The sequence below is a fragment of the Streptomyces niveiscabiei genome (genome assembly GCF_033794345.1).
GTDB classification, from domain to species: Bacteria; Actinomycetota; Actinomycetes; order Streptomycetales; family Streptomycetaceae; genus Streptomyces; species Streptomyces niveiscabiei.
This window is the reverse complement of sequence record NZ_JARAYJ010000104.1, coordinates 1-1499: the sequence shown is the minus strand read 5'-3', so window position 1 is coordinate 1499 and position 1499 is coordinate 1. Positions and strand designations below refer to the sequence as shown.

At 68.0% G+C, this 1499-nt stretch carries 1 protein-coding gene; it reads right to left on the bottom strand.

Annotated features, from left to right (window positions below; genetic code table 11):
* Window positions 1-7: 7 nt before the first annotated feature.
* Window positions 8-1429, bottom strand: a complete 1422-nt coding sequence (locus PV682_RS44015) for an IS30 family transposase (RefSeq protein ID WP_456154985.1) — start codon at window positions 1427-1429, stop codon at window positions 8-10.
* Window positions 1430-1499: the final 70 nt, after the last annotated feature.

The window sequence follows — 1499 nt, the reverse complement described above, 5'->3', positions numbered from 1 at the left end:
GGTGAGTTCAACCAGTCGTTGCAACATCGGGTTGTCGGAGCGAGCGTAGCTGTTTCTCGAAGACTTCGGCGGGGGTCTTCCAGCCGAGGATTTTGCGGGGCCGGTTGTTGACCGCCAGCGCGACGGCTTCGAGGTCCTCGGCGGACCACCGCGACAGATCGGTTCCCTTGGGGAAGTACTGGCGCAGCAGTCCGTTGGTGTTCTCGTTCGTCGGTCGCTGCCAGGGAGAGTGCGGGTCGGCGAAGAACACTTTGGTACCCGTCTCGAGCGCGAACTGAGCATGGCCGGAGAGCTCCTTGCCCCGGTCCCAGGTCAGTGTCTGACGCAGTTGCTCGGGCAGGTGGGCCATCGACGCCGTGAGCGCGGCATTCATCGCGGCGGCGCCGTAGCCGCCTAGCGACGGGCCGTTCTTCACCACCGGCTTCTCATCCCAGCCCTCCAGCCGCGGGAGGTGGACCAGGAGCGTCGAGCGGCTCGAACGCTCGACGAGTGTGCCGATCGCAGACCGGCCGGTGCCAATGATCAGATCTCCCTCCCAGTGCCCGGGCACGGCTCGGTCGGCGGCCTCGGCCGGCCGCTCGCTGAGGACCACGTCGGCGGTGACGTGACCCTGTGGTTTGTTGCGCGTCCGGGCTCGGGGTTCCCGCAGCGCGCGCCCGGTACGCAAGCACGCCACGAGCTCACGTTTGAGGGCTCCGCGTCCCTGGATGAACAACGCCTGGTAGATCGCCTCGTGGCTGATCCGCATGGACTCATCATCGGGGAAGTCGAGCCTGAGGCGGTGGCTGATCTGCTGCGGGCTCCAGGCCGTCGCCCAACGCCGGTCCGCTCGGTGAGGCTTCATCTTGCGGCCCTTCCACCCGGCAGCGTCCGGACCTGCTACGGCCGTGCCGTCAGCGAGTCGCACGGTGCCGTCCAGGCGCTGTTGGACGTACTCGCGCAGGCGGTCGTTGGTGACGAGCTTCGCGACCTTGGGACGCTTGGCCGCCTGTTGAGCCTTCCACTGCGCGACCGTCGCGCGGTACTCCTGCTTGCCGCCACGTGTGGCAGCGTTGCGGCGCAGCTCGCGAGAGATCGTCCCCGGGTCTCGTTGCAGAGCGCGGGCGATCTCGCGCACCCCAGCGCCCCTCTCACGCAGGATCGCGATCTCCTCGCGCTCCTCGAACGACAGGTATCGCCCCGTAGGCTCGGCCATGGAGATCGGCGGCATCCCACCAGCGTGACGAAACCACCGGGTACCCACCGGCCACGACACGCCGACCGCCAACGACGCCTCCACCGTCGTGACCCCGGTGGCGATCAGCCGCCAGAACTGGCGCTGCACGACCCGAGACGGATCAGGCCGCCCCGGCGAACGCATCGCCGGCCGCAACGCACGATCAGCACGCCACTGCCGACGCAAACCCTCTGGAACATCGCTGGTCTTCAAACTCCAGTCCGCCGTGGCCACGCCGCACACCTCCGAGATCAGGGTGTTGCGACGACCAGTCGAATCCGCC